Here is a 6,440-nt window from a genome sequence, read left to right as displayed (position 1 = left end):
GAGGGTCTTCGATGAGTTTCAAGTGTTCAAATAAAGACATGGATTAGGCTCAGTAGAATAACATGTCCGATCAGATCATGCAGATACGAAGAAGTTCCCTACTGTAACAAAGTATGATCCCGCCCTGCGTCGCCTCAGAGGACGAGAGTAAGCCAAGTTTTTCTTTCTTTATCCTACGGTTTTTATTTTACAGCTTAGTTCGTAATTATTTTCTCATGCATCATTCTCTTCATTAGTGGCGCTAGGGCGAAGAAAACGAACGCCATCACCACACCAATTTGTGCTGAAAAAATAAATAGTTGCTCATATAGTGCCATGGCACTCGGTACGTCACTTATCGTACCGCCTCGAGTATCAATCGCGGCGAGTTTGTTTAATTCGGCGGCTAATATTTCAGAATATGAAGTCCCAAGAAACCAAGCACCCATCATCACGCTGACAACGCGTTTGACCGAAAGCTGAGTTACGGCAGATAAACCGATAGGAGATAGCAATAACTCACCGATTTCTAATACAAAATACGCTGCAACTAAAAACCAAATACTCACAAAACCACTGCTTAGCGGCATTTGGATCCCAAGCACTAATACCATAAAAGATAACCCCGCGAATAAAATGCCGAGTGCCGTTTTAACCGGTTTGCTTGGATCGCAGTTTTTACGCGCAAGGGCAGGCCATAGCCAAGCGAAGATGGGCGATAAGCTGATCACAAAGAAGGCGCCGAGGAAGGTTAGTTGCCCCGCACTCCATTCTAGCCCCAGCATATTACGGTCCATTACACGGTCCGAAAATGCCACCCAAGAGCCATAGGTTTGCTCATATAATGCGAAGAAAACCAAGCCTGCGAGGATAAATAGCAGTAAAGCTGACATCTGTTGACGTTCAATCGGATTACAGTGTTTGACCATAAACCAGCCAATACCCAGAGTAAGGAGTAGCGATACTGAATGCAGGAACCAGATCACAGGACTGACGGCTGGCAATAAACTGCTGATAGAAAGCACAAGAGAATGGGTTTGAATTAACCCCCAAACCAGCACAACACTGCCGATGGCACTTAAGTAAATCCATTGTTCTGTAGTGATACCGGCAGTTTTCTTTAAAATTCGCGCGGGATCTCTTGGCTCAGCGTAACCCTGTAGGTGTTTTTTGCCACGAATAAATACGATGAGTCCGACTAACATGCCTAAACCCGCCAGACCAAAGCCATACTTCCAACCATAGGTTTCGCCTAAATAAGCGCAAATCAATGGAGCTAAGGTTGCGCCTAAGTTGATACCCGCGTAGAAAATGGTAAAGCCAGAATCCCGCTTAGAAGATGACGCAGGATAAAGCTGACCGACGATGGTGGAAATATTGGGTTTTAAAAAGCCTACGCCGACAATAATTAAGGCCAGCGATAGATAAAAAACCTGTAGTGCTTGTTCATCCCGCTGAACTTCACCAGCGATAATCACCGCTTGATGGCCTTCATAGGCCATACCTAAGTGACCGAGCACTAATAACACGCCACCGAAGATGACCGCTTTGCGCATGCCGATATAGCGGTCAGCCAATAAACCACCTACCACGGGCATGGCATACACTAAGGCACCGTAAGCGCCAATGACGTTATAGCCAAATTCGTCGGTAAACAGATGATATTTAATCAGATAAAGAAAAAGTAACGCTTTCATGCCATAGAAGGAGAAGCGTTCCCACATTTCGGTAAAAAAACAGACATACAAACCTTTAGGGTGCCCAAACAGCATTTCAGGTTGGTGCGAATGGTGTGTGTTTGGTATTGGGTATGAAGGATTTTGTTCTAGTGACACTTAAAACTCCCATTGCTGGCGCTTTATGCGCCGAGCCATTATTAATTCATTTTATCGTGATGAATTTTATTAATTATTTTTCATTATTTATGATTATTGCAGTGCTGTTGATTGCTAAAAAACGGCGCTGTAGCAGCAGTTAATCACACTCGGCTGGCATGGAACAGTCAAGAGGCTTGAAAGCGATGAATATTTTACCTATATATCGATTATAACCATTATTTAATGTACTATTTTTGTGGTGATAAACCATACTAAATGCTTAAATTTATTCATTTTCAGTTAATAAATCAGTGTTAAATAGTGGGCAGAATATCGCAGCCAAAATATGAGTGCTATTAAGTTTGTAGCCTATTAATGACGGAGTTCGGTCCTAAATATGCTCAGTTAGCGTGATTATCCTTTTATGCTTATCTGGATTTATTTCCAGAGAATAAACAGAATAAAGAAGGCCGAAGTGCGATATTGCTAGAGGAGTAACAATAAGTGAACGCTGCTCAAATCGTGTGTAGGTTCCGATAGAATGAGTAAACGGACTCAATGTATTGTTTTATCAAATAAATATTCAAAATCTACATGCCGAACGTTATATGTAATTAAGGAAAATTATGGAATTTTTTACTAGCCTATTTGTGGGTTACCCGCTGTGGGTTTGGTTAATGTTTTTTGGTTTTGTGCTGGCGCTTTTAGCCTTTGATCTTGGGGTGTTACACAAAGAGCAGCATGAGATTACCGTGGCCGAGAGTTTAAAACTTTCTGCTTTCTATATTTGTATGGGTTTATTGTTTGGGGCTTGGCTCTGGTGGTACAAAGGGTCAACAGCGGGGATGGAATATCTCACGGGCTACTTGATTGAAAAATCACTCTCTATGGATAACGTATTTGTTATCGCTTTAATTTTTAGTAGCTTAGGGATCCCTCGTATTTACCAACATCGGGTGCTGTTCTGGGGCATTATGGGAGTCATAGTGTTGCGCGCCATTATGATCGGTCTTGGTGCTGTGCTGGTGGCACAGTATCAGGGCGTACTTGTATTGTTTGGGGTATTCTTGATTTTTACTGGTGTAAAAATGCTGTTCTCAAATGATGAACACAGCGATATTCAAGACAACAAATTTTACAAATGGTTACGTACTAAAATGCGCTTTACACCAACACTGCATCAAGAGAAATTCTGGGTACGTGGTGAAAAACATCAATTAACAAAAGGATGGTGGGCAACGCCGTTATTCTTGGCGTTGATTTTAGTGGAAACCGCAGATTTGATTTTTGCGGTAGATAGTATTCCAGCCATTTTTGCGATTACCCAAGATCCCTTTATCGTCTATACCTCGAATATTTTTGCTATTTTAGGTCTACGTGCCTTGTACTTCGCTTTAGCGGCAATGGTGCATCGTTTTGAATACCTCAAATATGCGTTATCAGTGGTGTTAGTGTTTATCGGGGTAAAAGTGGGTTTAGTGTATTTCAATCACGAGGGCATGGTGGACTTTACTATCCCAACCCCAGTGTCTCTAGGAGTCACTTTTGGTCTGTTAGTCGCTGGGGTGTTGTATTCGCTTTGGAAGACGCGTGAGCAAAACATTGAAAAATAACATCCGCTAAAAAGTCTAATAGCTGATGAACTTGAGCCTATTGTTGGTACCTGTAGTGCCATAGTGGTTTAGGTTTGAAGGTCAGCGTGATAAAAATAGCCGCACTCTCTAGCATGACTTGCTAGAGAGTGCATTTTTTTGCCAAACGTTTAGCTGATTTTAAAATTAATACAAATTAGCTTGTTCTTCGCCTCTGTTTTTCCTAATGTGATTGCAAATGATTTTCAATGAGGCGTGTTATGAATACCCATCTGCAGTTACAGGTTAAGCATTGGCTTGAAAATGATCCCGACTCACGCACTAAAGCCCAGTTACAAACGTTAATCGATAGCGGTAACGAAGCTGAACTGGCTGCGCGCTTTGCGGGCCGCTTAGAGTTTGGCACCGCAGGATTACGCGGTGTGGTCGGCGCTGGGCCTATGGGGATGAACCGTCTGGTGATCCGCCAAACCTCGGCAGGCCTTGGCGCTTATCTACTTGATCAGATTAAAGATGCCGCCGAGCGTGGTGTGATGATTGGTTACGATGGTCGCCACGATTCATTTAACTTTGCCCATGATGCGGCGAGCGTGCTCACCGCTATGGGGATTAAGGTGCGCTTAACGTCCAAAGTAGCGCCAACGCCGCTGGTGGCCTTTGGCGTGAAACATTTTAATGCGGCAGCGGGTATTGTGGTGACCGCGAGTCATAACCCGCCGCAATACAATGGTTATAAAGTCTATTGGGAGAATGGTGCGCAGATCATTCCGCCCCACGATTCTGGCATTGCCGCGCAAATTGAGCGTGCTGCCAATCAAGCCATTCCGTTTTTAGAACATGATGACGCCGTAAAACAAGGTAAGTTGACACTCCTGCAAGATGATTTTTACCAAGCCTATCGCAACGGTGTAAAACAAGTTGATGTGCTACAAAATCATACCGCACCCGAAAAAGTTAGCTTAGCCTATACCGCGATGCACGGTGTCGGGGCGGATATGGCTGAAACTGTATTAAAAGATGCCGGTTTTACTCAAGTGTATTCGGTTGCGGCCCAGCGCGAACCCGATGGCGATTTTCCAACGGTGAACTTCCCTAATCCGGAAGAAAAAGGCGCGATGGATTTAGTCATCGCTGAGGCGAAAAAGCATGGCGCTATGCTCGCCTGCGCTAACGATCCCGATGCTGACCGCTTTGCCGTAGCCGTGCGTAAAGAGGATGGCGAGTACCAGATGCTGACAGGCGATCAAGTCGGTGTGCTCTTTGGGTATTACTTGTTATCTCACGCCAAAGATAATCAGCGTCTTACGGGCACCACAATTGTGTCATCTAGCCTGTTATCGAAGATTGCTCAAGGTTTTGGCACGCAAAGCTTTACCACGCTCACTGGTTTTAAGTGGTTGATGAATGTGGGGATTGCGAAAACTCAGCCCGAGAACCAATTTCTGTTCGCCTATGAGGAAGCCCTTGGCTACACAGTCGGCAGTATGGTATGGGACAAAGATGGCCTGTCGGCGCTGGTGGCATTTGCCCAATTAACTGCCGAGCTTGCAGCCAAAGGGCAAACGATTTGGGACAGACTCGAGCAAATTTACCGTGAGCATGGGTTCCATCTCAATGCGCAGGTGAGCATTGCGCTAAAACCTGACACGCCTAATATTGGCGCCTATTTGCGCGAGCATCCACCGGTGAAGATTGGTGAGTTAGATGTGCTATCAACCGATGATTTAAAGGCACTTGAGCGTCGTTTTGCTGATGGAAATGTTGAGAAAATCGACTTACCACCGAGCGATGTATTGACTTACTGCTTAGCGGGCGGGGCTCGGGTGATTGTCAGGCCATCTGGCACTGAACCTAAAATTAAGTGCTACTACGAAGTGGTAGAAACTATGGTTGATACCGATACCTTAGCCAGCGCCCAAGCGAGGGCGAGCAAAGCCATGGATGATTTTATTCAGGCTCACCAAGCCAGTTTGCCAAAGTAATCTTGGTTGCTGGTTAAGTTAAAACGCCAAAATTCACTTTTATTAAAAGGCTACTGACATCATGCTGTCAGTTTGCCTTGTTTTATTCTTGTTGTCGTGCCCTGATGAAGTCTAAGAAAGTCAGTTAGTTGGAAGATAAATGAAGTTTTCATTTTACCTATGATATTTGTACATGTACAGAGTCGTGTACAGAGTCGTGTACAGAGTCCGTCTGCGTCCTATGATTAACTACTAAGCCGTCCTTGGCTTCTAAATTGTGCTTACGTTTCATGCTTTGAATTTTGGCAAAGGGATAACCACCTAGATTTCACGTAGAGTCGCCTAATCGAAGATTTTAACCATCGTATTTAGTGCTTCATAGCTTGATAGGTTCTTAGTCGAAGATAATCGGAGTAAGCTGTGGTATCTGCATTGTGCCTTGAGCATGCCTGAATACGTCTCTAAGAAGCTTTCAATACGTCCAACAAAGTAACCTAGGCGAAACGCATACGCTTCCTCAGCCGTCTTGAATGTGTGTTTTGTAGTTTTCCCGTCGATACGGTGATAGACGAAATAAGGCTTTGCCAGTTTACGGTCAGTTACCTTGGAAACGCCTGCTAGGCCTGTATTATTACGAGAGGAACAACCCAGTTTAGCTAAAAACGTATTTACCTCAGGTGGTAACAATGTGCAATCGCGTGGTGAGTACATTAAGCCATTTTGGCAATTCAAATCTTTATCTAACTCTAACTTACCTTGGTATCCTGTTGCGAGAATGAGCTCTGAATTGATCTCATACCAGTTTTTAAAGTTAGAATAGGTTAGCCACTCTCTGCACACTATGGCGCCTGAATTGAGCTTATAGCAGCGTTTAAGCATGTCTTTCCACGCTTGATAGATTGAGTTTTTTGTTGGTTCTTTAATATCATTAATCCCAACTTCATGTACCTTAAGCATGTCTATTTGTTCTGGTCTAATCCCATCGGACACTTAATTTTGAGACAGTATGGTCAATAAATTAAGAGGTCTATATGAGTTTAAAAAAATCACATAAGAGTTATCCGCAGGCATTTAAAGATGAAGCCGTCTTG

4 protein-coding genes are annotated in these 6,440 nt (G+C 43.8%); 2 read left to right on the top strand and 2 right to left on the bottom strand.

Annotated features, from left to right (window positions below):
* Nucleotides 1-194 precede the first annotated feature (194 nt).
* Entirely contained in the window at nucleotides 195-1,814 is a 1,620-nt protein-coding gene (locus ACRN9H_RS19435; RefSeq protein WP_432315846.1) for a peptide MFS transporter, read from the bottom strand.
* Between the two features lie 608 nt (nucleotides 1,815-2,422).
* Between ACRN9H_RS19435 and ACRN9H_RS19430 the strand changes: the two genes are divergently transcribed.
* Nucleotides 2,423-3,409 carry a TerC family protein gene (locus ACRN9H_RS19430; RefSeq protein ID WP_432315844.1) on the top strand — a complete coding sequence of 329 codons (987 nt, stop codon included), beginning with the start codon at nucleotides 2,423-2,425 and terminating at the stop codon, nucleotides 3,407-3,409.
* A 239-nt stretch (nucleotides 3,410-3,648) separates the two neighbouring features.
* A complete protein-coding gene (locus ACRN9H_RS19425) occupies nucleotides 3,649-5,370 on the top strand; it encodes a phospho-sugar mutase (protein ID WP_432315842.1) in 1,722 nt (573 codons plus the stop codon).
* Nucleotides 5,371-5,691: 321 nt separating this feature from the next.
* Here ACRN9H_RS19425 and ACRN9H_RS19420 read toward each other — a convergent pair whose 3' ends face one another.
* Complete coding sequence (locus tag ACRN9H_RS19420) at nucleotides 5,692-6,306, bottom strand: hypothetical protein (RefSeq protein ID WP_432315840.1); 615 nt, start codon at nucleotides 6,304-6,306, stop codon at nucleotides 5,692-5,694.
* Nucleotides 6,307-6,440: the final 134 nt, after the last annotated feature.

This window comes from Shewanella sp. MF08487 (assembly GCF_050848685.1).
GTDB lineage: Bacteria > Pseudomonadota > Gammaproteobacteria > Enterobacterales > Shewanellaceae > Shewanella > Shewanella glacialipiscicola.
This window is presented reverse-complemented; position numbering and strand designations above follow the sequence as displayed.

Coding starts and splice junctions, on each gene's coding strand:
- ACRN9H_RS19430 (WP_432315844.1), top strand. CDS start 2,423: ATGGAATTTTTTACTAGCCTATTTGTGGGTTACCCGCTGTGGGTTTGG.
- ACRN9H_RS19425 (WP_432315842.1), top strand. CDS start 3,649: ATGAATACCCATCTGCAGTTACAGGTTAAGCATTGGCTTGAAAATGAT.
- ACRN9H_RS19420 (WP_432315840.1), bottom strand. CDS start 6,306: ATGCTTAAGGTACATGAAGTTGGGATTAATGATATTAAAGAACCAACA.